The 25,164-nt window shown below is 71.1% G+C and carries 8 protein-coding genes and 1 pseudogene; 3 read left to right on the forward strand and 6 right to left on the reverse strand.

The features are described 5' to 3' along the window. Nucleotides 1-9: 9 nt before the first annotated feature. From AB0N14_RS30130 to AB0N14_RS30150, 5 genes are read right to left on the reverse strand one after another with little or no spacing between them, the layout of a single operon-like run. Nucleotides 10-6,216, reverse strand: a complete 6,207-nt coding sequence (locus tag AB0N14_RS30130; protein ID WP_366028851.1) for a condensation domain-containing protein — start codon at nt 6,214-6,216, stop codon at nt 10-12. Then, nucleotides 6,209-6,994: an alpha/beta fold hydrolase gene (locus AB0N14_RS30135; protein WP_366028852.1), complete on the reverse strand. Its 786-nt coding sequence runs from the start codon at nt 6,992-6,994 to the stop codon at nt 6,209-6,211. Before AB0N14_RS30135 ends, AB0N14_RS30130 begins: the two co-directional genes overlap by 8 nt. After that, entirely contained in the window at nt 6,991-13,971 is a 6,981-nt protein-coding gene (locus AB0N14_RS30140) for an amino acid adenylation domain-containing protein (protein ID WP_366028853.1), read from the reverse strand. The genes AB0N14_RS30135 and AB0N14_RS30140 overlap by 4 nt, the downstream gene beginning before the upstream one ends. Then, complete coding sequence (locus AB0N14_RS30145; protein ID WP_366028855.1) at nt 13,964-17,038, reverse strand: type I polyketide synthase; 3,075 nt, start codon at nt 17,036-17,038, stop codon at nt 13,964-13,966. The genes AB0N14_RS30140 and AB0N14_RS30145 overlap by 8 nt, the downstream gene beginning before the upstream one ends. After that, complete coding sequence (locus AB0N14_RS30150) at nt 17,035-19,440, reverse strand: non-ribosomal peptide synthetase (RefSeq protein ID WP_366028856.1); 2,406 nt, start codon at nt 19,438-19,440, stop codon at nt 17,035-17,037. Before AB0N14_RS30150 ends, AB0N14_RS30145 begins: the two co-directional genes overlap by 4 nt. Before the next feature lie 72 nt (nt 19,441-19,512). Here AB0N14_RS30150 and hppD point away from each other — a divergent pair, with 72 nt between their 5' ends. From hppD to AB0N14_RS30165, 3 genes are read left to right on the forward strand one after another with little or no spacing between them, the layout of a single operon-like run. Next, the gene (gene hppD, locus AB0N14_RS30155) at nt 19,513-20,697 is read left to right on the forward strand and encodes a 4-hydroxyphenylpyruvate dioxygenase (RefSeq protein ID WP_366028857.1); all 1,185 of its coding nucleotides are present in this window, start codon (nt 19,513-19,515) and stop codon (nt 20,695-20,697) included. Further along, nucleotides 20,694-23,192: an aminotransferase class I/II-fold pyridoxal phosphate-dependent enzyme gene (locus AB0N14_RS30160; protein ID WP_366028858.1), complete on the forward strand. Its 2,499-nt coding sequence runs from the start codon at nt 20,694-20,696 to the stop codon at nt 23,190-23,192. The genes hppD and AB0N14_RS30160 overlap by 4 nt, the downstream gene beginning before the upstream one ends. Beyond that, nucleotides 23,189-24,274 (forward strand): prephenate dehydrogenase, encoded by a 1,086-nt coding sequence (locus tag AB0N14_RS30165; RefSeq protein ID WP_366028859.1) that lies wholly within the window; start codon nt 23,189-23,191, stop codon nt 24,272-24,274. The genes AB0N14_RS30160 and AB0N14_RS30165 overlap by 4 nt, the downstream gene beginning before the upstream one ends. Before the next feature lie 90 nt (nt 24,275-24,364). On the opposite strand, the pseudogene AB0N14_RS30170 reads toward AB0N14_RS30165, so the two are convergent. Then, a pseudogene (locus AB0N14_RS30170) lies at nt 24,365-25,156 on the reverse strand (AfsR/SARP family transcriptional regulator). Nucleotides 25,157-25,164 lie beyond the last annotated feature (8 nt).

Consider the following 25,164-nt stretch of genomic DNA (forward strand, 5'->3'; position numbering starts at 1 on the left):
CGGGATCGTTCATCGGAGTGCACCGGCTGCACGGCGCAGCCGGTCGCGGAGCTCGGCGAGGATCCACTCGACCGTCTCCGGCTTGTGGCAGTGGAGCCCGTAGTTGACGTCGATGCGCAGCCGGTCTCCGGTCATCGACGCCACGAAGTCCATGTCGAACGGTGCCGTGCCCTCGGGGTCCTGCTCCAGGCCGTACGGCTCATGACAGAGGCTGAAGACGTCCGCGCCCTGCCGGGATTCCTCGAAGTTGAAGTGGCCCATGTAGTTGAAGCTGACGCGTGGCAGGGGCACCTCGGCCATGGCCGCGCGTACCTCGGGGTCGGCGCAGGCGTAGCGCAGTGCGCTCCAGCCCATTCCGGAGCCCGGTACGCGAGCGACCTGACGGGCCAGGTCGGTGGCCGCGGCCACCTCCTGGTGACGGCCAAGCAACGTCAGACGCAGCGGATAGAAGACCTGGAACCAGCCGGTCGTCCGGGACAGGTCCATTCCCTCCGCCAGGTCGTCGCGGCCGTGGCCGGTCATGGCGAGGGCGCATTCCGGCTGTCCGGTCCAGTCCGCGAGGAAGCCGGCCACGGCCCACACCAGCAGGTCGTTGGTCTTCAACCGCATGCGCCGGGCCGTCTCCAGCAAGCCCCTCGTCTCCTCCTCCGTGAGGTGGAAGCCCTCGTGCCGGAGGGTGCCGAAGGTCATCCGGCCGGGGAGGTCCATGGGCAGGGCCGCCGCGGTCGTCCGCTGCTCGAGCCAGAAGGGCAGTTCCGTCCGGAGCTGCGGGGACTGGGCGTACGCGTCGAACGCGCGCACCCAGCTGACGTAGGACGTGGTGGTGGTGAGCCGCGCCGACTGGTCCGGTGCCCGCATGAGCAGCCGCCTGAGGTCCTCCAGAATGACGCCTCGCGACACGCCGTCCGTCACCAGATGGTGGTTGACGAGGAGAATCCGGTCTCCGCCCTCGCCCATGCGCAGGTGCAAGGCGCGTGACAGGGGGCCGCCCAGTGCCAGTGACGCCTGGGCGCGGGCCGTCAGCGTCTCGACCGTGCGATCCCGCTCCTCGGCCGGGAGACCGGAGACGTCGACGGTCTCGAACGGCAGCCCCTCCTCCTGCTGCCTCCGCTTCAGGTACCAGCCGCCGTCCGTGTCCTGGCGCAGCTCGATCCGCAAGGAGTCGTGGGCGGCTGCCAGCGTGTCCATTGCTTCCCGGACCGCGTCCGGGTCGATCGGTCCGGGCAGCTGGAGGTAGTAGGGGTGATTGAAATGGCCGGGCCGCTGCATGTGCGCGGCGACCTCCGCCATGAACCAGTGCTGTCCTGCTCCCAGTGCGGCGATCTCGTCGGCGTCGTCGGTCTCCTGTGCCGCCGAGGTGTTCTCCTGACCGGCGAGCAGGGCGTCGAGCGCGGCCACCGTGGGGTGGTCGATGACGTGGCGTGGGGTCAGCTCGAACCCGGCCTCGACGGCACGATAGGCAAGCTCGATGGCGAGCATCGAGTCGCCGCCCAGCTCATAGAAGTTGTCGTGCAGCCCGACGGAATCGACATGCAGCAGGTCCCGCCAGATCTCCATGAGGAGCCGGGCCACGCCGGAGACCGTGTCGCTCCCCGCGGCCGGGGCTGCTCCGGCCGCCGGGACAGCGGTCATGGAGTCCGGCCAGGGGCGGTGCTCCCGACGGCCGAGCGGAGCATCGAGCGGCCAGGACGCGGCCTCGTCCCGTGCCGTCCTCGCCGCCATGACGAGGGCCCCGGGGATCCTGCGGCGCGTCTCCTCCGCATCGTCCACGAGCACCAGGCCGGCGGACGGCGCGAGTTCCCCGTCGGCCACGAGCCGCGGCACGTCCTCGGTCAGGTCGCCGAGGCGGGTGGCTCCGGCCGGCACACCGCCGTCCTGCAGTGGCCCGGAGCCGGCTGCGACCAGCACACGCCGACCGTACGACAGTTGTTCGGCCGTCGTACGCAGCAGCTGCAGGCTGTCCATCGCCGCCCCGTCGATCGCCACCCACCGTGGCGAGAATCCGGAGCTGTGCGGAAGTCGCCGCAGCACGTGCTCGGCGGCTGCCTCCGCACCGTGTCCGGAGGGCAGGACAACCACCTCCACGTCGGCGAGATCGGCCAGGGCGGCAGTCAGCCGGTCACCAAGTCCGGCAAAGACACCGGCCAGGGCACACCAGGCCGGTGAGGCCGAGCAGATCACCAGGACCAGCGGCTGCCGGGTGCGGAAGTCCCGCACGGCGCGGACAAGGTCCCACAGCGCCTCGTCGGCGTGCCACAGCACCTCGCGCAGGCCGTCCTCGGGCATCACCACCGGAGGCAACAGGTCTTCCCAGCGCAGGATGACGGCGCCGAGATCCTGTTCGTCCGTGCGGAACGCGGAGTCGGGATCGGCGAGCGGTCGGAGCACCGAACCAGCCGGTTCCCGGGTCACCCGCACGGTGAGGCCGAGCCGGCGTTGCCAGTCCGCCACCGTGGCGTCGGGCACGCCGTCCGGGAAGGTGCTCGCCGCGGCGAGCCGTGCCACCGGGGCAGCGGCCGCCGCCCCGTCCGCCTCGGTCAGGGCGGCGGCCGGATCCTCCAGGACCGTCAGCACCACCGACTCCACCGACCGCAGCAGCCCCTGGACCGTCTCGGAGGCGAAGAGGTCGACGGCGTAGGTGGCGTCGAGCAGGAGCTGTCCGTCCTCCCAGACGGCATTGAGGAAGACGTCGAAGTCGATCTGTGTGTCGTGGGCCGGCAGGTGCTCCGTCACCAGTCCCGGGAGACCGGGCTCCGGTTCCAGGCGCTCGATGTAGTTGACGACCCACTGGAAGATCGGGTGGTGTCCGGGGCTCCGGGGCGGGCGCACGGCGTCGAGGATGCCCGCGAAGGGAATCCCCTGCCGGGCCGTGGCCTCCGTGGTGGTGCCACGAACCCGGTGGAGCAGCTGCTGGAATCCCGGCCGACCGCTCAGGTCCAGGCGCAGCGGCAGAAGGTCGGCGAAGTAGCCGATGGCCGGCTCCAGTTCGGGCACGTCACGCCCACGGCTGGGAACGCCGAGCACCAGATCGTCACCGGCTCCGGCCCGCTGGAGGGTCACGGCCAGGGCGGCCAGGAGCACCGTGAAGGCGGACACGCCTTCCCGGCGGCCGATCGCACGCAGCGCCTCGGCCGCCTCCGGGGCCAGGCGGTGCCGTACGTTGCCGGCGCAGCCCGACCACTGGTCCGGGCGTGGACGGGCGTCCCTCAAGCGGAGCACCGTGGGGGCGCCGCCCAGCGTCTCGCGCCAGAACTCGGTCTGCCGCCTCGCCTCGGCGCTGGACAGCCACTGCTCCTGCCAGGCCGCGAAGTCGGCGTACTGGACGCTCAGAGCCGGCAGGGAGGGCTCGCGGCCCGCGAGCGCCGCACCATAGACCTCGGCCAGCTCGGTCAGGAACAGATTCCACGACTCGCCGTCGCACACCGCGTGGTGCATGGTGATCACCAGGTGGTGGATCTCCTCCTCCGCCCGGATCAGCCGGGCGCGCAGGAGCGGCCCCTCGGCGAGGTCGAACGGTGTACGGATCTCCTGGCGGACCAGGTCCCGCACCATGTCCGCGCGCTCCGGCTCGGGCCGGTCCCCCAGGTCGACCGCCGGCAGCCACGGGGAGACGGTCTCGTGGATCCGCACCGTGGGAACGCCGTCGGTGGAGACGAACGTGCTCCGCAGCACCTCGTGCCGGTCGGTCACCACGGCGAGGGCCCGGCGCAACGCTGCGGCGTCCAGCGGACCGGAGAGCGTCACCGCGTAGAGCGTGTTGTGTACGGCGGACTCCTCCGTCAGCTGGGCAAGGGTCCACATGCGGCGCTGGGTGGAGGAGAGCGGCAGAGCCCGGTCGCGGCGCACGGGGCGGATCCGCTGCCCGGAGCCGGTCGGCCGGCCGCTCTCGTCCAGCAGGCGGGCCAGCTGCTCGACCGTCGGGTGGGAGAGGAAGTCGTGCAGAGAGATGTCGGCGGACATCTCGCTGCGGATGCGGGACACGAGCCTGGTGGCCAGCAACGAGTGGCCGCCGCACGCGAAGAAGTCGCTCGTGACGCCGATCTCGGCAGCCCCCAGGGCCTCGGCCCACATGGCCGCGAGCCGTTCCTCCGCCGGCGTGCGCGGGGGCACCTGGGGCTGCCCCGCCTGTCTTCCTCCACCGGAGGAGACGACGACCCGTTCCGCCACGGCAGCCGCATCGGCCAGCCGGTCCTGGATGTGGGCAGCCCGCGCGCCCTCCGTGGGCCAGAAGCCGGCCGCCCAGACGCGGTCCAGCCGCTGGACGACGAAGGTGCCGAGCGCGGCATAGAACTCGGGTGTGTACGGGACGTGTCCCAACTCGTCCGCTCCGGGATCGAACCAGTCTCGCACCTGTGCCCGCGGCGCCCATTCCACGGCGAACGCGACCTCCACACCGAGGATCCCGCCGATCCGGCGCACGAGTAGATCGTCCAACCGTCCGAAGAGGGCGTCGAGTTCCCGATCGCCGGGTGCGGCCGGGCACACGACGAGCAGGAGCGGCGCCTGGGTGCGGTCCCGGAAGGAGCGCACGGCAGCGACCAGGTCGTCGAGAACCCCGGTCAGGAACGCGGTCCTGTCCCCGCCGTCCCAGTGCCGTAGCCAGTCCGCCCACCGCAGGTACACGGTGGTGGCGTCGCCCGGGTCACCGGACAGCAGGTGCTGCAGCAACTGGCTGTAGGGCGCGGCCCGGATGTCGATCGGGCACCTCAGGAAACCGGACCAGAAGCCGATCACATCGTGCACCGGGTCGACGGTGAAGGAGGCCGCGGTGGCCAGCCGGCGCCGGCTCAGAGGCGCCAGCTCGGCCAGGGCACCGTCCGGTTCACGCGTGAACGCGTCGAGGGTCGCGAGCAGCGTGGTGACGAAGCCGTCGACGGTCTCGTCCAGGTAGAGATCGGAACTGTAGGTGAGATCGCCGCGCAGTTCCTCCCCGTCCCGGCGCAGCGCGAGAAAGAGGTCGAAGTCGGTGCTGCCGAGCTCGAGTTCCTCCGGTGCGAACTCCACACCGCCGGCCTGCCGCCGCGTCTGCTCGGCCAGTTCGTTCACGCTCACCATGACCTGGAACAGCGGGTTGTGTCCCCGGCCTCGCGCCGGGGAAACCGCCTCGACCACCTGGGCGTACGGCGCGTCCTGGTGGGCGTAGGCCTCGCGCAGCGAGCGGTGGGTGCGGGCCAGCAGGTCACGGACGGTGACCTGCGGCTCCAGCCGGTTGCGGAGTACCAGAGTGTTGGCGAAGCAGCCGATCACCGCCTCCAGCTCGACCCGCGTCCGCCCGGCGACGGGCACGCCGAGCAGGAGATCCGACGGAGCACCTGAGTGGTGCAGCGCCGCCGCTGCGGCCGCGAGGACGATGACGTTGAGGGTGGTTCGTTCGCCACGGGCCAGACGGTCGAGCCGGTCGGTCAGCTCGCTCGGCACGACGACAGCGCGCCAGCCGCTGCGGTGACTTTGGACCGCCGGCCGCGGCAGGTCCGCCGGAAGAGTGGACAGCGTCGGGGCATCGGCCAGTTCGGCCTTCCAGAAGGAGAGGTCCCGGTGCAGCTGCTCGCCGGTGAGCGTGCTGCGTTCACGCGCCGCGTGGTCGGTGAAGAGGGCGGCGGGCTCCACGGGTGGCTCGGCACCACCGGCCGCGTAGCCGTAGCAGGCGACGAGATCCGCCAGCAGCAGCTCGCTCGACCAGCCGTCGAAGACGATGTGGTGCACGGCCAGCAGAAGCAGGTGGTCCTCCGCGGCCCGCCGGACGAGCCGGGCCGTGAGCAACGGGCCCGTGGTCAGGTCGAACCGGTGACCGGTGTGCCCGGCGGTGACGGCGGCGAGTTCGCCGGCCGGGTCGGCGACGGTGCCCAGGTCGGTCAGCGGAAGCGGTACGGGAGCCGGGTCGCGGACGATCTGCCGGGTGCCCTCCGCCGTCTCGGCGAAGACCGTGCGCAGGGCCGGGTGGCGCGCGACCACTGTGGTGAGGGCTTGTTCGAGCGCCGTCCTGTCGAGGGGCCCGCGCAGCCGGACCCCGAAGGTGATGTTGTACGCGGGGTCTCCGGGATCAAGGGAGTTGAGGAACCACAGGCGTTCCTGCGCGTGCGAGAGCGGTGCTTCGGTGGGGTGCTGTCCGCCCGCCGCCCGGTCTTGCGCATCCCGTCGCGTGCGTGCCCGCAGTGCCAGGGCGCGCCGCTGCTCGGGCGTGAGCGACGCCAGCCGCGCCGCGAGGTCTTCAGTCATCGTTCGTGCCTCTCTCCGCCGTCCGGTGCACCGTGAGGCGATCGCCCAGCAGCGCGAGCAGGGGCTCGTGGTCATGGAGGAAGAAGTGCCCGCCGGGTAGGCTGACGAGTTCGAAGTCGCCCCGTGTGCACTCGGCCCATTGGGGCAGTTCGGCTTGCGGGACCGACGCGTCGTCGGCGCCGGCGAACACGGTGAGCGGACACCGCGGGAGGGGTCCGTCGGAGGCCACGTAGGTCTCCCGCAGCATCAGGTCGGCCCGGAGCATGGGCAGGAAGACCCGGATGAGTTCCTCGTCGGCCAGCACCTGGTCCGGGATGCCACCCAGGCGGATCAGCCCGGTAAGCATCGCCGTGTCGTCCAAAGTGTGCAGGGTTCGGGTGACCCGCTGTGCCGGCGGGCGGACGGCCGAGACGAACAGGTGGTCGGGGCCGTGGCTCCGTGCCGTCAGCTCCCGTGCCGTCTCGTAGGCGATGAGGCCGCCCAGGCTGTGCCCGAACAGACACAGGGTCCCCGATCGTACGGCCTGGATCTCGTCGGCGAGTGCCTGGACGATGCGGGCCATGTCCGTGCACAGCGGTTCGCTGAACCGCCGCCCGTGGCCGGGCAGATCGACGCCCAGCAGCTCGACCCCGGGCGCCAGGGCCCCGGCCCAGTCACGGAAGACCGACGAGGCCCCGCCCGCATACGGCACACACACCAGCTGTACCTCACGAGGGCCGGTGCTGTCCTGGCGCGACAACCAGCGTCCGGCGGATTCGGTGACGGCGGAGGGATTCATCGCTCACCTCCGGCCGGGCCGTCCGGGTCCAGCACCATCGCGCCGAGCGTATCGAGGAAGACCGCGGCCGTCCTCTCCGCGAGAGCGGGGTCCGCGTGCCGGCGGTTGACGCGGACGAAGAGGTCGAACTGGTCGGACTGCGGACGGGCGGCGAACTCCACATCCAGGGTGAAGGCGGTCCGGGCCGAGAACCACCAGTCGAGCGGGCGGACGATGGACAGCGCGCCCAGCCGGTCGAAGTCATGGAAGTCGGCGTAGTTGAACATGACATCGAAGAGAGGACCGTCGGCCGCCGCTCGCATCCGCGCGATCGGGTAACGCCGGTGCGGCAGCATCTCCCGCTCCGCCTCGAACACCTTCCTGATGGCCTGCCGCCAGCTCCCGTCCTCCAGAGAGAGGTAGAAAGGCAGGGAGTTGAGGAACAGACCGGCGATCCGGTCGGAGCCCTCCCTCTCCGCCCGTCCGTTGCCGACGATGCCAGTGGCGACGTCATTGCTGCCGGTGAGTGCGCCCAGAGTCCACAGGTGAGCGGTGAGGAAGACACTCTTGACCGGCAGCCCGAGCCGATCGGCGAGGTTCCGGGCCGCTTCAACCAGTTCGCGCGGCACCGGCACACAGACCTCGGGGTCCACTCCTGGGTCGCCCCCCGCCCCCTGTTCCGGCGGGAACACGGTGCGGGTCCTCGCCCCAGCGATGCGCTCGGCCCAGAACGCGGCCGTCCCCGGAGAGGCCGCGGCCTCGCGTTCCATGGCGACGAAGTCCCGGTAACGGATGCGGGGCAGCGGCTCCAGGCGGATGTCCCCGCCGAGTTCCGCCTCGTACGCCAGCAGCAGGTCGCTGATGATCAGCGCCATGCTCCAGCCGTCCTCCACGGCGTGGTGCAGGGACAGCGCGATGCTGTACGTACCGTCCCGGTACTCCAGGACGTGGCAGCGGGCCAGCGGTGCCTCGGCGAGGTCGAAGGGCTGCTTCCACTCGGCGGACCACCAGTCGCGCAGCGCTGCTTCGTGGCCGGGGCCGTCCGGGGCGAGGACGTGGACGAGCGGCATGGGTGCCGAGCTGTGCACCGTCTGGAGCGGCTCGGGGAATGCGTCGATGTCGAATGAGGTCCGGAGCATCTCGTGCCGGTCGGAGATCCGGTCCAGCGCCCGGCGCAGGGCCACGAGGTCGAGCGGCCCGGCTACCCGGACACTGGTGAGGGTGTGATAGAGGGTCGGATCGCCGGACACCTCGCACTCGTAGATGATGCCGAGTTGCATACTGCTGACCGGGTAACTGCCGGGCTCCGTGTCGCTGTCCGCCTCGGCGGGCGGTTCGGCGGGCAGGCCGGACAGGGGTGTGCCGAGCGGTGTCCGGTCGCCGCACCGTGTCGCCAGCTCGGCCACGGTGGGGTGCAGGTACAGCTCCTCGACGCTGATCGCGAGGCCAGCCTCCCGGGCATGGGCGATCATCCGGATGGCGGTGATCGAGTCACCACCGAGTGAGAAGAAGTTGTCGTGCACGCCCACCTGTGGCAGGCCGAGCGCGGCGCACCATGCCTGGGCGAGGTGTTGTTCGACAGGGGTGGACGGCGCTTCCGTCACGGGCGCCGGGCCGGCCGGCTCCGGCCGCACCGGCGCCGCGGGCAGCGCTGCCCGGTCCAGCTTGCCGTTGATCGTCAGAGGCAGCTGTTCCAGCTCGACGAAGACCGAGGGGATCATGTAGGCCGGAAGCCGGTCGGCCAGACCGGTGCGGAGTGTCTCGGCGGACGCCCCACCGGACTCCGTGACGACGTAGGACACCAGGCGGGGCTCGCCATCGCCGTCCTCACCCAGCACCACCACCGCCTCACGGACCCCCTGCTGGGCGAGCAGCGCGGCCTCGACCTCCCCTAGCTCGATGCGGAAGCCGCGCAGCTGCACCTGGTCGTCGATACGGCCGCAGAAGACCAGCTCGCCATCCGGTCGAAGAACGGCCAGGTCGCCGGTGCGGTACATGGTCCGGCCCGGGGACCCGAACGCGTCGGGTACGAAACGCTCTGCCGTCAGAGCGGGCCGCCCCAGGTAGCCGTGCGTCACGCCGGCGCCGCTGACATACATCTCACCGATGGTGCCGGCGGGGACCAGGCGCATCCGCTTGTCGAGCACGGCGATGCCGAGATGGGGCAGGGGGGCACCGATCGGACTGAACGGCGAGGCGGCGTCGGTGGCGCACAGCGGGCGCAGTGTCACATGGACCGTGGTCTCCGTGATGCCGTACATGTTGACGAGGCGCGGTGATGCGTCGCCGTACCGTTCGAACCACGGCCGGAGCATGGCGGGTTCGAGCTCCTCGCCGCCGAAGACGACCAGCCGCAGGGCCGTCTCCGGCCACCCCGTCCGCTCCGCGGCACGGATGAGACCACGGAACGCGGACGGAGTCTGGTTGAGCACCGTGACCTTCTCGGCGATCAGGAGACGCAGGACGGACTCGGGATCGCGGCTCTTGGCATACGGCACCACGACGAGCCGGCCGCCGTGCAGCAGTGCGCCCCACAACTCCCAGACGGAGAAGTCGAAGGCGAACGAGTGGAAGGCGGTCCACACGTCGTCGGGCCCGGGGCGGAAGGCGTCCCACGTGTTCTCAAACAGCAGGGTGGCGTTGGCGTGGGAGACCATGACTCCCTTGGGCCGGCCGGTGGAGCCGGAGGTGTAGATGACGTAGGCGACGTCCTGCGGCCGCACGTCCGACGCCGGGTCGGTGTCGGGTTCGCCGCCCAGGTCCAGGGTGTCCACCGCGAGAACGGCGATGTCGTCACCCACCAGGCCGCGGTGCCGGGCCTCGCCCACGACCAGGCCGCAGCCCGCGTCCGCCAGAACGGACCGGATCCGTTCGGCGGGGTGCGCAGGGTCAAGGGGCAGGTAGCCCGCGCCCGTTTTGAGCACGGCCAGCAGGGCGACGACGGTGTCCACCGAGCGCTCGGCGCAGACGCCGACCAGCCGGCCGGGACCGGCACCCTGCCGGAGCAGGTGGTGGGCCAGCCGGTTGGCCGCCCGGTTCAGCTCCTGATACGTCAGCGGCGTCACACCGTCGGTCACGGCCGTCCGGTCGGCGAGCCGCACGGCCTGCTCGGCGAACCACGTGTGCAGGCAGCGCTCCGCCGCCGTCCGGCCGGTCGCGGACGGCGGTACCCAGGACAGTTCGGCGTCGCGGAACAGCCGGAGCGCGGACAGCGGTGTGTCGGGCTCGTCGACCGCCGTCTCGACCAGGCGGACGTACCAGTCGAGCAGCCGCTCCGCCGTCGCGGGCTCGAACACGTCGGTGCTGTACTCGGCGGTGCACACCAGGCCGTCTCCGACCTCCTCGATCTCGAGGGTGAGGTCGAACTTGGCGGTCCCGTTGTCCACGGAAACCGCCTCGCAGTCGAGCCCGCCGAGACGTGCGTTGGGCCGCCGTGGCCCCTGGTAGGCCAGCACGAGCTGCACCAGCGGCGACGACATTGCGTCGGCGCCACCGCCGAATTCCCTCGCCAGCCATTCGAAAGGCACGTGCTGGTGCTCGAACGCCTCGCCTGCGACGCGCGCGGCGTCCCGCAGCAAGGCGCGCAGGCTCGGCGAGCCGGTGGTGCGCAGCCGCAGCGGAACGGTGTTCACGAAGAATCCCATGACCTCGTCCAACTGCGGGCTCGGCCGGCCCGCGGTCGGCGATCCGATCACCATGTCGTCCTCGCCCGTCACCCGGTCGACCAGCGCAGCGAGCGCGGCCAGGAAGACGGCGTACGGGGTCGCGCCCTCGGCCCGGGCGAGTCCGGCGATCCTCGAGGCGAGCGCACCCGGCAGTGCCCGTGTGATCCGCCGTCCCGCGAAACTCGGCTTGTCCGGGCGTGGCTTGTCGTAGGGCAGTGGGATCCGGCTGGGAGCCCCGGCCAGCCGGCCGCGCCAGTACCTCTCGTCGTTCGCACGGGCCTCGCTGTCCGCGAGGGCGCGCTGCCAGGCGGCGAAGTCACGGTAGGTGGGACCGTCTTCCAGCGGACCGGAACGCAGAGCCGTGCTGGCGTACGCGGCGGCCAGTTCCCGGTCCAGGAGGTCCACTGACGCGTTGTCGGTGATCAGATGGGACATGACCAGCACGAGGAGGTGCTCGTCGTCGGAGACGCAAATCAAGGTGGCCCGCAGCAGCGGCGGCTGGTCGAGGTCGAGAGGGGTAGCGGCTCGTGCCTGGGCAGCCCGCAGCGCAGCATGCTCCGGCTCCGGTTCCGCGCCGACGTCCAGGGTTTCCAGGATGACATCGGCGGTGTCCGCCACGACGGTCCGCAATGCGCCGTCCCGCAGCACGAACCCGGTGCGCAGCACGACATGCCGGGAGACGACCGCGGTCAGCGCGGAAGCAAGGGCGCCCCGGTCCAGCCGGCCGCGCAACCGGGTGACGACAGGCACGTTGTACGCGGCGCTGGCGCGCCTGCCCAGCGTGCTCAGGAACCACAGCCGCTGTTGCCCGGGCGAGGCGAGGTCTTCCGCGGCGGAGGAGGCCTGCAGTGCCGGCAGAGCGGGGACGTGGGCCTCCTCGGCCGTCATGAGCGCGGTGGCGTCGGCCAGGGTGGCGGCGGAGAAGAAGTCGGCGAAGCCGATCCTCACTCCGTCCTCGTCGCGCAGGCGGGCCAGCACCCGGGCCGCCTGCAGCGAGGTACCACCCAGGGCGACGAAGCCGTCGTCCCGGCCGACGGCCGGGACGCCCAGCGCGTCGGCCCACAACTCGGCCATCCGCCGTTCCCGCGGATCGGTCGGCAGTTGCGCCGATGCCGCGCCGAGCAGCGCCGTTTCCGCGAGTTCCCGCAACCGGCCACGGTCGACCTTCCCGCCGTGCGAGGCGATGGGCATCTTGTCGAGCGGCACGATCAGCGCGGGCAGCATGGGCCGCGGCAGTCGCGCGGCGAGCCCACGCGCAAGTGCGGCGGGGTCGAGCGCGATGCCGGCGGCGAAGGCGACCAGCTTCAGGTCGGCGCCGATGCCGTGCGGCACCACCGCGCAGTCCTGGACACCCGGCAGTCCGGACAACGCCTGTTCCACCTCGCCGAGTTCGACGCGATGTCCACGGATCTTGAGCTGGCCGTCCGCGCGCCCGAGGAATTCAAGTTCCCCGCTCGACAGCCAGCGGCCCAGGTCGCCGGTGCGATAGAGCCGGGCACCGGGCCGGTCCGTGAAGGGGTGCGGCCGGAAGGCGTCCGCGGTCAGGGCGGGCGCCCCCAGATAGCCGCGGCCCAGGTTGCTCCCGCCGATCCAGATCTCGGCCGTCACACCGGGGGCGACCGGGGACATGGCCTCGTCCAGGACGTATATCTCCACGCCGGGCAGCGGGCGGCCGATCGCGGGCGGCCGGTCTTCCAGCATCCGGTCCCCGGTGCAGGCGATGAGGGTGGTCTCGGTCGGGCCGTATCCGACGAGGAAGCGACGGCGGCGGCCCCAGCGCGCGAAGACGGCCGAGGAGACCACCTCGCCCCCCACCAGCAGGGTGTTCAGCGCCGGCAGCGGATGGTCGTCGGGCAGCACGGACAACAGCGAAGGAGGCAGCAGCGCGGTGGTCACCCGCGCCGTGCGCAGAAAGTCGAGCAACCCGGGGCCGACGGTGTCGGCGTCGGGCGGTGGTACGACCACTGTTCCGCCGTTGACCAAGGGCCCGAAGATCTCACAGATCGTCGCGTCGAAGGTGATCCCGGCGAACTGCAGCATGCGTACCCCGGGACCGAGGTCGAGCCGGTCGCGGATGCCGGTGAGGAAACTGACCACTGCCTGGTGTTCGACCATGACGCCCTTGGGGCGGCCGGTGGATCCGGAGGTGTGGATGACATAGGCGAGGTCGCGCGGGTGCGCCCGGAGCGGAGCCGGGCCGGGCACCGGCACGGCGTTGTCGTCGACCTCCACGACCGGCGCGTCACCGTCCGGCAGACGCTCCCGCAAGCCCTTGCGGGTCAGGACGGCGGCCGGCCGGCAGTCCCGCAGGATGGTGGCCAGCCGCTCGGCGGGATGCTCGTGGTCGAGCGGCACATAGCCCGCACCCGTCTTGAGGATGCCCATCAGGGCCACGATCCGTTCCGCGGACCTGTCCAGCAGCAGGCCGCACAGAGTGCCGGGCCCGGCGCCGAGCCGTGTGAGCCGGGTGGCGATCTCGGTGCTCCTGGCGTCCAGCTGGGCGTAGGTCAGCTGGTGCTCACCGCACTCGACCGCCACCGCTTGGGGGGTCCGTGCCGCCTGCTGCTGGAACAACTCGGCCACGTTGGTGTGCTCGGGATGCAGTTCCCGGCCTCGGGCCAGACTCATGGTGACCGTCTCCAGTTCCATGTGAGTGATGACGGGCAGCTCCGCGATGCGGCAGCCGGGGTTGGCCGCCGCGGCCTCGAGCAGGCCGCTGAGCTGGTCGGCCAGCCGGTGCGTGGTCGCCCGGTCCAGCAGGCCTCTGCGGTAGCGCAGTACAGTCGGTCGTTCGCCCTGCGGGGCGCCGAGTTCCAGGAACATGTCGTAGGGCGCCGCCTCGGACGCGGCGACGGGGGCAGGGCCCATCCCGATGTGCAAGGAGATGTCCGGTCCGACGTCCGTGTCCGGCTCCTCCGTCAGGGCGGGGTACTCGTACGCCTCTGCCAGGGCCGAGGCGACGGTGTGGAGGTAGGCGCGGAACGTGGCGTCCGCGGGTGTCGGCACCCGGAGCGTGCGGTACCCGGCAGCGCCCGCGGGGCCGTCCCAGCTGCGCCAGCCGACGACCTGGTCCGCCCGGCACGTGTACCGGCCGAGCAGGGCGAGGAAGCCGGCCGCGACGACGACCGACTCGGCGGCGATCCGGGTCGGTTGCCCCAGTTCGCGTGCCGCCAGTTCCATCGACGCGGGCACCGGGACGGTCACCTCGTCCGTCTGCCACTGCTCCGGTCGGCGAGGTGACCGGCCGGCTGGGCGGGTGCCGCAGGACGGGCGACCCGGCTCACCCGGGCGCCCCGGTTCACCCGCCGCACGCCGGTCCAGGGCCTCAGCCATCGCTCACCTCCCCCAGGAGCTGCTCCAGCTCCTCGGCGGTGAGCTCGTCGAGCTCGGCCATGAGATCCCCGAGCGGCTGCTCGGCGTCGGCCGAGGCGCGTTCGACGAGACCGGTGAACTCGCCCAGGGTGGGGGCGTCGAAGAGGGCGGCTCCGGAGAGTTCCACGGCCAGGTCGTCGCTCACCCGGGCGACCAGCTGAGTGGCGAGGAGGGAGTGGCCGCCCAGGGCGAAGAAGTCGCTGTCCGGACGGATGTCGGGGATGCCGAGCAGTTCCTGCCATATCGCGCGCACGCGGTCGGCGACCGGCTTCCCCGAGGCCGGCACCGGGCCGGTCCGGGCGGCCGGCTGCTCGGCAGGCTCGTCCGGCGTCGCGTTCGGCCCGCCGCCGATCCAGTGGCGGCGCCGCTCGAACGCGTACGTGGGCAGCGGCACCCTGCCCCGCGTCTCGTGGCGCCAGAAGCCCTCCCAGTCAGGAGTGGTTCCGGCGGTGAACAGCGTGCCGAGCGCCGAGAGCACGGCGACACCGTCGGGGACAGCCTGCCGGGGATGGCCGAGCGAGGAGACGGCCACATGGTTCCCGTCGGCCAGGGCGTGCTGGCGGGCCAGGGTGGTGAGCGTCGTACCCGGCCCGGCCTCCAGCAGCACGTACGGGTCGGGGCCGTCGAGGAGCTGCCGCAGCCCCTCGCTGAAGCGCACCGGCCGGCGAAGGTGGCGGGCCCAGTATGCGGGGTCGGTCGCTTCTTCCCCGGTGATCCAGCGGCCCGTCAGGTTGGAGACGAAGGGCGTCTCGGGAGGCCGCGGCCGGGCCGCGCGCACCAGGTCGGTGAACTCCTCCAGGACGGGGTCCATCATGGCCGAATGGAAGGCGTGGGACGTGTGCAGAAGGCTGTGGCGTATGCCCTGCTCCGCCAGCTCGGCGACAAGTACCGCCACATCGTCCGGCGGTCCGGAGGCGACACTGAGCCGAGGACCGTTGGACGCGGCCAGTGAGACCCCGTCCGGAAGCAGCGCGGTCAGTTCATCGGCCGGCAGGTGCACGGCCACCATCCGGCCGGACGGCAGGTGCTGCATCAGCCGGCCGCGCGCGGCCACCAGGCGCACCGCATCGTCCAGCTGGAACGTTCCGGCGAGGCACGCCGCCACGTACTCGCCCACGCTGTGACCGAGCATCGCATGTTGACGCACGCCCCACTCCGCCCAGAGGCTCGCGAGAGCGTACTCCGTGGCGAAGAGGGCGGGCTGGGTGAATTCCGTGCGGCTCAGCAGGTCCGCCGCCGCACCGGTCGGGCCGGGCACGAGCTCCGCGGCCACCCGCAAATCGGTCGCCAGTTCACCGGCGAGCAGATCGGCGCAGGCGTCGAACGCGGCCCTGAAGGCCGGCTCGGTCTCGTACAGTTCTCCAGCCATCCTCGGGTGTTGAGCGCCTTGCCCCGGAAAGAGGAAGGCGACCCGCCTCTCATCCGCCGGCCGCTCGGTCTCGGCTGCGCCCAGCGGTGCGGACAGCCCGGCCCGGGCCTCGGCCCGGTCCCTGGCCACCACCGCCCTGCGGTACGGCAGTGACCGGCGCCCCAGTTGCAGGGTGAAGGCCACGTCGGCCAGCGGGAGATCCGGCCGTTCGGCCAGCGCACGCTCCAACGCGGCGCTGTTGTCCGCCAGCGCCCGCGGGGACGCGCCGGACACCACCAGCAGCTGGGCGGAGTTGCGCGTGGGAGCCGGTGCCGTGGGGGCGGGGGCTTCCTCCAGGACGACGTGCGCGTTGGTGCCGCCCATGCCGAAGGAGCTCACTCCCGCGCGCCGCGGCCCGGTTCCCTGTGGCCAGGGCTCCGGTACGACGGGGATGCGGAAGGGGCCGGCGTCGAGGTCGATCTCCGGGTTGGCCTGGCGGAAGTACGGGCTCGGCGGGATGGTGCGGTGGTGGAGTGCGAGTGCCGTTTTGATGATTCCCGTGACGCCGGCCGCGGCGTCCAGGTGACCGACGCACGGCTTGACCGATCCCAGGGCGCAGCTGCCCTTGTCCGGACGCGGGTCGCCGGCGTCGAACGCCTCGCACAGCGCGGCGTACTCGATGGGATCGCCGAGGGCGGTTCCGGTGCCGTGGGTCTCGACATAGGAGATCGATGCGGGGTCCGCCTCCGCAGCCAGGTGCGCCATCCGGATCGCGGCCGCCTGGCCCTCGGCACGCGGCGCGGTGAAACCGACTTTGCGTCCCCCGTCGTTGTTGACGGCGGAGCCCTTGATCACCGCGTACACCGTGTCGCGGTCACGCACTGCGTCGGCCAGCGGTTTGAGCACGACGACACCGACGCCGTCCCCATTGACCGTGCCGGTGGCCCGGCTGTCGAAGGTGTACACGTGCCCGTCCGCCGACATGACACCGCCGCGCCGGGCCCGGTAGCCCTCGCGCTGGGGCACGTGCACGGACACCCCGCCGGCCAGCGCGAGATCGCATTCGCGGCTGAGCAGTGCCTGGCAGGCCAGGTGCACCGCCACCAGGGACGAGGAGCAGCCGCTCTGGACCGTGAGGGCGGGGCCCTGAAGATCGAGGTGGTAGGCGACCCGGGTGGCGAGGCTGTCCTTGTCGTTCGCCAGCATCAGCTCGTGCAGGGTGGCACCGCCCAGAGCGGCCGGATCGGTGCTCAGGTGGTGCAGCAAGTAGGTGCTCAGGCTGGCACTGGCGTACACGCCGACCAGGCCCCGGCAGGGCTCGGCGGCGTATCCGGCGTCCTCCAGCGCGGCCCAGGACGTCTCCAGGAAGACACGCTGCTGCGGGTCGAGCAGTGCGGCGTCCCGGGGGGTGTAACCGAACAGTTCGTTGTCGAAGCGGTCGGCGTCCGCCAGCAGTCCGCCGGCGGGCACGAAGTCAGGCCGTGAGCGGACGTCTGCGGGCACACCGGCAGCCACCAGTTCCTCTTCGGTGAAACGGGAGATGGTCTCCCGCCCCGTACGGGCCACCTCCCAGAACTCGGCCGCGGACGCGGCGCCCGGGAAACGGCCGGCCATGCCGACGATGGCGATTTCCAGCCCTGTCGTGCCGCCCTGCGTCTCGTCATCGAACGCTGTGGTCATCGTCCCTCCCGCCCGGCGCCGAGTCGGCGCGCCCGGTCCCTGAGCGCTTGGCGCCCTCGCTCGGCCGACTCGCGCGTGCCGGTTCCGCCCGGCTGCGAAGGCACCTGAGCGGTTTCCCCAGCGAGGTGCTCGGCGAGCCCGTGGATCGTGGGGTGGCTGAAGAGTGTGACGGTCGCCACCTTCCGGCCGAGGAGCTGAGCCAGCCGCGCGCGCAACCGCAGCAGCAGCAGCGAATCGCCCCCTGCCTCGAAGAAGTTGTCGTGCAGGCCGGCATCCCGGCCCAGCACGTCGCGCCAGGCAGCCGCGACGGTTCGTTCTAGTTCCGTTCCGGGAACGGCCGGGTGCGCGCTGTTCCCCGCACCGAGTTCCCGTACCCCGGGGCCGGTCCCGAGCGCGGCGCGGTCGACCTTCCCGTTGACGTTCAGGGGGAGGGTGTCGATCGCGTACAGGCGGTGCGGGATCATGTACGAGGGCAGAGACTCACCGAGCAGCCGCCGCACCTCACGCGCCAACTCCACGGGTTCTTCGGCGTCTTCCGCCGGGACCAGGTACGCGGCCAGCTCCCGCTCTCCGGACGGACCGGTGCGCACCACCACGACGGCGTCCCGGACACCCGGGAACTCGCGCAGCCGGGCCTCCACCTCGCCCAGCTCCACCCGGTAGCCACGGATCTTCACCTGGGTGTCGGCGCGCGCGAGGAACTCGATCTCGCCGGTCTCGCTCCAGCGGGCGAGGTCTCCGGTCCGGTACATCCGGGCGCCGTGCGCGCCGGGGCGGGGATCGGGCAGGAAGCGTTCGGCCGTCGCCGCGGGCCTGCGCAGGTAGCCGCGGGCCAGCCCCGCTCCGAAGGCGTAGAGTTCGCCGACCACTCCGACCGGCACCGGGTGCAGCGACTCGTCCAGGATGGCCACGTCGGTGCCCCTGATCGGGCCTCCGATGGGCATGTGTTCGTGCTGCGGCGGACCGTCCGTCGTCCACACAGTGGTGAACGTGGTGTTCTCGGTGGGGCCGTACGCGTGGGTGAAGGACAGCCCGGGGTGGGCGCGCAGGACACTGCGCACGTGTGCGGCCGAGACGACGTCGCCTCCGGCGATCAGCCGTCGTACCCCGGTGAAGACCTCGGGTGCGGTGTCGGCCACCTGGTGGAAGAGTCCGGCGGTCAGCGACAGTACCGTGACGCCGTGACGCCGGACGGTTTCGGCGAGCAGTTCCGGGGTGATCCGGCCGGGCGGGTAGACGGCGAGCGTGGCACCGTGCACCAGGCACGTCCATATCTCGAACGTCGACGCGTCGAAGGCGACGGGCGCGATCTGCAGGAAGACGTCGGCGGGGCCGTAGGAGGCCCAGTCGGGATCCACCAGACGAGCGACGGCGCCGTGCGGGACAGCGACGCCTTTAGGTTCGCCGGTGGAGCCCGAGGTGTAGCTGACATAGGCGAGTTGAGCGGGGTGGATCCCGGGCAGGCGGGCCGCTGCCGACTCGTCCTCGGCCGCGGTCAGTTCGCTCTCCAGCTCGATCGCCGGGACCTCGGCGGCAGGCAGGCCGGGCAGGTGGTCACGGCTTGCCAGGATGAGCGCGGGTCGGGCGTCGGCGAGCAGGCGGCTGGTCCGATCGCGGGGCTGCTCGGGGTCGAGGGCGAGGTAGGCGCCGCCCGCCGTCAGCACCCCGAGGAGAGCGACGATCAGCTCGGGCGAACGGTCGGCCCGTACCGCTACGAGCGATTCCGGCGACACCCCGCGGGAGACCAGCCGGGTGGCGAGCGCCCGAGCCCGCCGGTGGAGCTCGCCGTAGCTCAGCACGGTGTCACCGCACACGACCGCCGCCGCGTCGGGGCGCCTGCGTGCCTGGTCGGCGATGCGGTCCGGCACCGCCCCCGTCCGGTCGCCGACGGGCCGGCCCGCGCCCCATCGACGGGTCAGCAGCGCTTCGTCCGGGCCCGTCATCACGAGCTCGCCCAGGTTCGCGTGCGGTCGGCGTGCGGCGTCGGAGAGCAGCGCGCCGGCCTGGGACAGCAGGCGTGCGGAATCAGCGGTCGAGTAACCGGCGGGTGTGCGCGGGACGCGTACGCAGAGGGGATCTTCTGTGGCCTCCACCTCGAGCGCCACCGGCTGGGCTTCGCCGATGCCGTTCCGGAGGCTGTCCTTCACCTGGTCGGCGAGTACGTCGAAACGAAGGCCGGGAGAGACCGTGAGTACCGCGTGTCGGAGGTCGCCGCCGGTGTCCGGGCCGCGCCAGGCGACAGGCACCCGTTCGGTCCCCTCCCTGCGCTGCACCACCGCGGCCAGCGCCGCCACAGCCCGGGCGAGCCCGGCGCCGGACGCCGGAGCCGGAGCGTCGTCCGGCAGCCGGAATTCCAGGGCGACCGCAGTTCCGGTGGTACCCGGCCCCTCTTTTCCCATCATTCGACTCCCCCACCTGATCGGTGACCCAGGGGTGATCACCCCGGCTGACCGAAGTCACTATCAACGACGCCGATGGCTGGCGTGTGGACGGCTTGTGGGATCTCGCTGGCAGCCTCCTGGCGCCTTATTGGTGGAGTATTGGAATCCCTTGTTGCCCTCGCGTACCGCGTGCCAGCCTTCCCTCGGAACATCAATGCGGGAATTGGCGCTCAACCCGGGAGGACTGACATGTCTGCGCAGAACATCCCCTTCGTCGAGTTGTACGCAGCCGACCGCCACAAGACGGTCGAATACTTCACCTCCTCCTTCGGATTCCAGGAAATGGCAGTCTCCGAGTCACCTCGGCTGAGTTCCTCGCTGCTGTGCCAGGGGCAGGTCCGTCTGATCGTGTCGAGCGGCCCGGCCACCGAGTCGTTCGTCGAAGAGCACGGTGACGGCGTCGCCGATATCGCGCTCGGCTGCGATGATGTGCCCGCCACGGCAGCGGCAGTCGTCGCGGCCGGCGGCCGGGTGCTGCCGGCCGACTCCGGTACCACGGTCGTCTCCGGCTTCGGCGACGTGCGGCACACCCTGCTGGAGGCGAAGCGCGAGGGTGCCGGTGAACTGCCGGCCGATCGGACCTGGACCCGCCTGGAGCCCGGCACGCCGGCCGGCGGGCAGCCGAAGGCGGTCCTGTCTCTCGACCACATCGCCGTGTGCCTCGACGCCGGCAGCCTGCAGGACGCCGTGCGGTACTACATCGAAGGCTTCGGCTGTGAGCGCTTCTACAGCGAATACGTCGAAGTGGGAACACAGGCCATGGATTCGGTAGTGGTGCGCAGCCCTTCGGGCGGTGTCACATTCACCATCATCGAACCCGACCCGAGCCGAGAACCGGGACAGATCGACGGGTTCCTCCGGCGCAACTCCGGCTCCGGTGTCCAGCACCTCGCTTTTCTGGTGGATGACATCGTCGCCGCTGTACGGAATTACCGGGCTCGCGGAGTCGAGTTCCTGAGCACTCCGGCCACCTATTACGAGATGCTGCGTGAGCGCATTCCCAGCATGGCCGACCAGATAGCGAATCTGTCCGACACCCATGTCCTCGCCGACTGCGACGAGTGGGGGTATCTGCTGCAGCTCTTCTCACGTTCTCCGCACGAGCGGAACACCCTCTTCTACGAGCTGATACAGCGCCGCGGAGCCCAGGGCTTCGGCAGCGCGAACATCCGCGCACTGTACGAGGCTGTCGAGCGCGAGCGGGTGGCTTCGGCGTGAGCGGGTCCGCCTTCTCCCCCGCCGATGCCGAGGGTGCCGCCTTGTCGTTGGCCGACATGGAACGCCTGGCACGACCACGGGTGTCACCACCCGTGTGGGACTTCATCGAAGGCGGCGCAGGCGAAGAGCGCACCCTCGCGGCGAACCGGTCGGCCTTCGACGGGGTGCGACTGCGACCGAGATCACTGACCGGCACCGGTCGGCCCGACCCAGGGGTCAAGCTCCTCGGCCGCGCCTGGGCCGCACCCTTCGGAATCGGCCCGGTCGCCTATCACACACTCGTCCATCCGGACGGCGAACTGGCCACCGTACGGGCCGCCGGCGCGGCTGGACTTCCCGTCGCGGTCAGCACGTTCGCCGGACGCACCTTCGAGGAACTCGCCGCCGAGGCGACCTCACCGCTGTGGTTGCAGGTCTACTGCTTCCGCGACCGTGCCGTCACCCGGGAACTGATACAGCGGGCGGAGAAGGCCGGCTTCGAGGCCCTGGTCCTGACCGCCGACGCTCCACATCTCGGACGACGGTTGCGGGACGAGCGGAATTCCTTCCGGCTTCCGGCCGGGATCCGGCCGGCGAATCTGACCGGGTCGGGGTTCGAGTCCCCCGCGGACCACGGCCGCGCTGCTCTCGATCCGGCCCTCGACTGGTCGGTGGTGGAGTGGCTTCGCTCGGTCAGCACTCTGCCGGTGCTCGTCAAGGGCATCATGACGGCCGAGGACGCGTCACTCGCGAGTGCTGCGGGCGCCGACGGCCTGGTGGTCTCGAACCATGGCGGCCGCCAGCTGGACGGGGCACCCGCGACCCTGGACGTGCTGGCCGAGGTGGTACAGGCCGTCGCCGGCTCCTGCCCTGTGCTGATCGACGGCGGTTTCCGGCGCGGCACTGACGTTCTGGCAGCGCTGGCCCTGGGTGCCGACGCGGTGCTCCTGGGCCGTCCGGTCCTGCACGGTCTGGCGGCCGGCGGGCAGGCCGGCGTCGAGCGGGTGCTGGACATCCTTCGCTCCGAACTGGTCGACGCCATGGCTCTCACCGGCACCCGTTCGCCCGCGGAGGCAGGTCCGGCCCTGATCCAGCGCGTGGACAGGGTCGGTGAGGTACGGCATCCGGTGGTGCGCGACACCCGCCCGGTACGGTCCGCCCTGCCCTCCCCGCCGGGCGTGTTGCGCAAGGGCGACCTGCACCCGAGCGTCTCGGACCCGCTGCTCGACTCCATGAACTTCCTCAACGAGGTCGCCGACCGCTATCCGCAGGCGATCTCCTTCGCGCCGGGCCGCCCGTTCGAAGGGTTCTTCGAAACGGAGCACATCTTCGCCGCCGTCCAGCGCTATCTCGATCACCTCGCCGAGCGAGGTGCCCCGCCCGAGCGTATCCGCAACTCTCTGTACCAGTACGGGCCGGCGGCGGGTCAGATCCGCGAGCTGATCGCCGACTCCCTTCGTGCGGACGAAGGGATCGACGTGGCACCGGAGTCGATCGTGGTGACGGTGGGCGCCCAGGAGGCCATGATCCTCGTGCTCCGGGCGCTGTTCTCGCAGCCGGACCAGGTGCTGCTGGTGTCGAGCCCTTGCTATGTCGGCATCACCGGCGCGGCCTCACTGCTGGACATCTCCGTCGCCGAGGTGGAGGAGGGCGAAGCCGGGTTCAGCTGCGAGGAGTTCGCAGCCACTCTCCAGCGAGAGACGGCCGCAGGCCGGCGTCCCACCGCGTGCTACCTGATCCCGGACCACTCCAACCCGTCCGGCAACACCCTGTCCCTGCAGGACCGCCGGCGGCTGCTCGGCATCGCCGAGCGGTATCAGGTGACGATCATCGAGGACAGCCCCTACCGCCTGGTCAGCCGAGGTACGCAACTGCCGACTCTGAAGTCGCTGGATCAGGGGCGCCGGGTCATCCACATCGGCTCCTTCGCCAAGACGGTCTTTCCGGGCGCCCGCGTCGGATTCGTCGTGGCCGACCAGGGCGTCCAGGACGCCGAGGGAGAGACCGGACTGCTCGCCGCCGAACTCGCCAAGATCAAGAGCATGGTGACGGTCAATACGCCGGCATTGAGCCAGGCCGCGGTCGCCGGAGTGCTGCTCGCCTCGGACGGACGGCTCTCCAAGGCCAACGTCCATTCCGCCGCCCACTACGGCGAGGGGCTGGACGCGATCCTTCGCGCGCTGGAACGCGCCTTCCCCGCAGACGCGCGTTCGCGACTCGGCGTGCGGTGGAACAAGCCGAGCGGCGGCTTCTTCCTCACCATGAACGTCGGCTTCGTGGCGGACAACGCGGCGCTGACCCGCTCCGCCGAGGACTTCGGAGTCCTGTGGACGCCGATGTCGTACTTCTACCCGCGGGGCCACGGCCAGCACGCGCTGCGGTTGTCCTTCAGCTATCTCGCTCCGCGGGAGATCGAGGAAGGCATCGCACGCCTCGCCCGCTTCATCGAGGCGGAGACCGGACGCCATCGCGCGCAGGCCGAGGGGCCGGCCAGTGAGAAGGGAGCGGCAGGATGAGGTCAGCCGCGGTCATCGGGACCGGTCTCATCGGCACCTCGGTCGCACTCGCGCTGAGCCGGCGTGGGGTGAGCGTACATCTCAGTGACGCGGATCCGGCCAGCGCCCGGACGGCCTCCGCCATGGGCGCCGGCTCCCTCGACCTGCCCGAGGAACCGGTGGATCTGGCGGTGTTCGCCGTCCCGCCGGCCCGTATCAGCGCCGAGGTGGCCCGCTGGCAGCGAAGCGGACTGGCGCACGCCTACACGGACGTCGGCAGTGTGAAGGCCCGCCCGGTCGAAGAGCTGGCCGCCTTCGGCGGTGATCCCACCAGCTACGTCGGAGGCCATCCCCTGGCCGGAGGGGAGCGTTCCGGGCCGCTGGCCGCGCGGGCCGATCTGTTCCACGGCCGCTACTGGGTGCTGACGCCCTCCGACCGCACCGAGCAGAGCGCCTTCAACCACACGCTCGAGTTGGTGTCGCTGTGCGGCGCCGTGCCCGTGCTGATGGACACGACCGAGCACGACCGGGCGGTGGCGCTGACGTCCCACGCCCCGCATCTGGTCTCCGCCCTGATGGCGTCACGTCTCGCGCAGGCGAAGGACGCCTCGGTCAGGATCTCCGGCCAGGGACTGCGGGACATGACGAGAATCGCCGCCGGCGATCCGGGGTTGTGGAGCGACATCCTGGAAGCCAACGCGGCCGCAGTCGCCGAGGTTCTCCAGGCCTTCGCGGGCGAGCTGGCCTTCGCCGTCTCGGCCCTGCGCACGCTGGGGGGAAGCGATGAGGCGGCCCGCAAGCAGGGCCGCCGGGACCTGGAGGAGTTGCTGCGCCGCGGCAACGCCGGGCGCGAGCGCCTTCCGCAGAAGGAAGGCCGTCCGCTCTTCGAGCTGGCCGTCGTGTCGGTGGAGGTCTCGGACCAGCCCGGAGTGCTCGCCCAGTTGCTGGCGGACGCGGGAGCAGCCGACGTCAACATCGAGGACGTACGCATCGAACACGTCCCCGACCCGCCACGCGGGCTGGTGGAGCTGATGGTCGAGCGGAGTGCCGCCGCGTCCCTCTGCGCGAGTCTACGGAACGTCGGATGGCGTGTTCAGGCATGAGGTCGCGGGCTGTGACACGGCGCTGCCGACCGGGATGAGGCGGGTACTTCCGCACCGGCTCATCCCGGTCGGAGCATGCAGCAGGAGGCGTCACTCCGGCCAGGCAGGTATCGGGATCGTCTCGGCAGGCAGGCGACTCAGCACATCCTTGTGCAGCTCCTGCAACTCTACGCCGGGTTCGATCCCGAGTTCCTCACGGAGTCGACTCCGGGCGGCCGCATAGCTCTGCAGCGCCTCGGCCTGCATCCCGGAACGGTAGAGAGCCAGCATCAACTGAGCGGCCAGCGTTTCGCGCAGTGGATGGGAAATGACCAGTTTGGCGAGTTCGGGAATGATACGCCGGTGATTCCCCAGCGATATTTCCAGGCTCAACACCTCCTCGTACGCGGCGAGCCGCTCACTTTCGAGGAATCAAGCCTCCTGCTGCAACAGCTCCCCGGGGACTCCGGACAGGGCATTTCCTCGCCAAACTGACAGCGCGCCGCGTAGTTCGCGTGTCGCTGGTTCAATTTGCCTGCATCTCACCAACTCACGCGCCGCCTGTACCTTTTGTCGGAAAACCGGCAGATCGATGGCGACGGGATTCACCTCGAGCATGTATCCGGCGATTCCCGTGGAAAGCTCGACGCCGGGGCTTCGCTCGAACAACCGGCGGAGTCGGTAGACGTAGGCCTGCAGGGTGGTCCGGTAGGCCGTCGGAGGCCGGCCGTCCCACACATAGTCAGCGAGGCTGTCGATGGAAACAAATTCGTTGGCCCCGAGAAGCAGGGAAACAAGAACCGCCTGCTGTTTGGGGGCGGTTAAAATCACTCTTTTCCCTGCGGCCCGAACCTCAAGAGATCCGAGGATGCGAAATTGCAGCTCATCTTCCAGTAAGACCACAATGACCC

The organism is Streptomyces sp. NPDC051104, from assembly GCF_040682835.1.
Lineage (GTDB): Bacteria > Actinomycetota > Actinomycetes > Streptomycetales > Streptomycetaceae > Streptomyces > Streptomyces cynarae.

What these genes read in the sequence shown, in the direction of transcription:
- AB0N14_RS30145 (WP_366028855.1), bottom strand. Translation starts at nt 17,038, where the DNA reads ATGACCACAGCGTTCGATGACGAGACGCAGGGCGGCACGACAGGGCTG.
- AB0N14_RS30140 (WP_366028853.1), bottom strand. Translation starts at nt 13,971, where the DNA reads ATGGCTGAGGCCCTGGACCGGCGTGCGGCGGGTGAACCGGGGCGCCCG.
- AB0N14_RS30135 (WP_366028852.1), bottom strand. Translation starts at nt 6,994, where the DNA reads ATGAATCCCTCCGCCGTCACCGAATCCGCCGGACGCTGGTTGTCGCGC.
- AB0N14_RS30165 (WP_366028859.1), top strand. Translation starts at nt 23,189, where the DNA reads ATGAGGTCAGCCGCGGTCATCGGGACCGGTCTCATCGGCACCTCGGTC.
- AB0N14_RS30150 (WP_366028856.1), bottom strand. Translation starts at nt 19,440, where the DNA reads ATGATGGGAAAAGAGGGGCCGGGTACCACCGGAACTGCGGTCGCCCTG.
- AB0N14_RS30130 (WP_366028851.1), bottom strand. Translation starts at nt 6,216, where the DNA reads ATGACTGAAGACCTCGCGGCGCGGCTGGCGTCGCTCACGCCCGAGCAG.
- hppD (WP_366028857.1), top strand. Translation starts at nt 19,513, where the DNA reads ATGGCTGGCGTGTGGACGGCTTGTGGGATCTCGCTGGCAGCCTCCTGG.